The 2,063-nt window shown below is 32.7% G+C and carries 3 protein-coding genes and 1 tRNA gene; 3 read left to right on the top strand and 1 reads right to left on the bottom strand.

Going from position 1 to position 2,063, the window contains the following annotated elements; translation table 11 throughout:
* Positions 1–147: 147 nt before the first annotated feature.
* Positions 148–222, bottom strand: a tRNA-Pro gene (locus Q0075_RS03355).
* 191 nt (positions 223–413) lie between these two features.
* Here Q0075_RS03355 and udk point away from each other — a divergent pair.
* From udk to Q0075_RS03340, 3 genes are all read left to right on the top strand, one after another.
* On the top strand, positions 414–1,022 hold the full coding sequence (gene udk / locus Q0075_RS03350; RefSeq protein ID WP_297868278.1) for a uridine kinase: 609 nt from the start codon (positions 414–416) through the stop codon (positions 1,020–1,022).
* Entirely contained in the window at positions 1,022–1,375 is a 354-nt protein-coding gene (locus Q0075_RS03345; RefSeq protein WP_297868277.1) for a septum formation initiator family protein, read from the top strand. The genes udk and Q0075_RS03345 overlap by 1 nt, the downstream gene beginning before the upstream one ends.
* An 11-nt stretch (positions 1,376–1,386) precedes the next feature.
* Positions 1,387–2,063: methylmalonyl-CoA mutase family protein (locus Q0075_RS03340; RefSeq protein WP_297868276.1), on the top strand; the 677-nt coding region annotated here is incomplete at its 3' end.

The following is a 2,063-nucleotide window of genomic DNA, read 5'->3' as shown; positions in this document are numbered from 1 at the left end:
ATTGTATCTGACATAACTTTATTCTTTTAAGAGTAGCAAATGTAAGTTTTTAATTAAAATTATTTCTTAAAATTGAATTAGTTTTAATTATGTATGTATAATTTTTGACAATAAAAAAAACCTTCCTGAAGTTTCAAGAAGGTTTTGTCGGGGTGGCAGGATTCGAACCTGCGACCTCCTGCTCCCAAAGCAGGCGCGATAACCGGGCTACGCTACACCCCGAATTTGTGAGTGCAAATATAGAACTAATTTCTCTTGTTCCAAATAAATCCATTCTTTTTTTAAAATAAATTTTCAGTCTTTTTCAAACTATATTTTTTTAGCACTTATTCGTTAAACTTTCTAACCAAAAACAAAAAACACTTAGAATATTATTTCTATTTTTGCTAAAATTAAACAAGACAACCTTTTATATGCTAATTATTGGAATTGCCGGAGGTACCGGAAGTGGAAAAACAACAGTTGTTCATCAGATTATGAATGAGTTACCTGCTACTGAAGTAGGTGTCATTTCTCAGGACTCTTATTACAAGGAAACGCATCATTTAAGTTATGAAGAGCGTACTAAAATCAATTTCGATCATCCAAGAGCCATTGATTTTGAATTGTTAGTAGCCCATCTTAAAGATTTAAAAGCTGGAAAAACTATTGAACAACCGGTTTATTCATTCGTAACTCACGACAGAACTGACGATAAAGTCATCACACATCCAAGAAAAGTAATGATTGTTGAAGGCATCTTAATTCTAACCAATCCCGAATTAAGAGACATGTTTGACATTAAAGTTTACGTTCATGCCGATTCTGACGAGCGTTTGATTCGTCGTTTAAAACGTGACATTGCAGAACGTGGTCGTGATATGGAAGAGGTTTTGAATCGTTATCAAACCACTTTAAAACCAATGCACGAACAATTCATCGAGCCTACTAAAGCATTTGCTGATATTATTATTCCAAATGACAAATACAATACGGTTGCTATCGACGTAGTGCGCGCCGTAATTAATCAAAGAATCGCATAATGAACAAAATCAAGAATTTAATTGCCAAATATCCGTTTTTAGCGTTCGTAATGAATCGCTACGTTTTGGTGTTAATTCTTTTTTCTGTTTGGATGCTTTTTTTCGACAATTACTCTTATTTAGAACACCGCGTTTTGGATAAGGAAATTGAAGAAATTGAAGATAATATTCAGTACTATAAAACTGAAATTAAAAAAGACAGCATAAAAATCAAAGAATTGAAAAATGATGATCGTGTAGAAAAATACGCTCGCGAGAAATATTACATGAAACGCGATAACGAAGACATCTACATCATCGAATTTGAAGACGAAAAAAAAGCGGCTGCCAAAAAAACAACTAGTAACAATTAAATACATAATTCGTGGCTAACAATAATTTATTTTCTGATTTTGATGCCGTTTCTTCTAAACAATGGAAGCAACAAATTCAATACGAACTAAAAGGTGCTGATTACAACGAAACCTTAGTTTGGGAAAGTCCGGAAGGCATTAAAGTGAAACCGTTTTATCACAATGATGATTCCGAAGTGTCGGAAGAGGTGAATTTGAATGCTATCACTCCTTCAAAACCTTTTGCAATTGTTCAAAATATTTTTGTTCACGATGTGAAAAAATCGAATGCGCGTGCGCTAGAAACATTACAAAGAGGAGCAGAAAGTGTTCGTTTTACTTTAGAAAATGATGCCGTTTCAATTGACGAGTTGATGCAAAATCTTTCGTTAGAAAACGTGAATTATTATTTCAATTTACCTTTTCTTTCTGTAGAATTTTCGAATAAAATCAATGATTTCACTACAAAAAGTAAAGCTAACATCTTTATTCAAAATGATCCAATCGGACAATTAGTAAAAGATGGCAATTGGTTTGAAAATCTTGAAAAAGATTTTGAGAAATTAAATACAATTACTTCAAAAACAGCTGTTCCATTCTTAACAATTTCAAGCGGAATTTATCAAAATGCAGGTGCGAATATCGTACAACAATTAGCTTACACTTTAGCACAAGCAAACGAATATTTCAATAGAATTCCAGCTATCAA

The organism is uncultured Flavobacterium sp. (assembly GCF_937967675.1).
Taxonomy (GTDB): Bacteria; Bacteroidota; Bacteroidia; order Flavobacteriales; family Flavobacteriaceae; genus Flavobacterium.
The sequence above is the reverse complement of the archived record's forward strand: the minus strand, read 5'-3'. Positions and strand labels throughout refer to the sequence as shown.

Bases quoted from the DNA above. Each gene is read 5' to 3' on its own strand.
- udk (WP_297868278.1), top strand. From the start codon at position 414: ATGCTAATTATTGGAATTGCCGGAGGTACCGGAAGTGGAAAAACAACA.
- Q0075_RS03345 (WP_297868277.1), top strand. From the start codon at position 1,022: ATGAACAAAATCAAGAATTTAATTGCCAAATATCCGTTTTTAGCGTTC.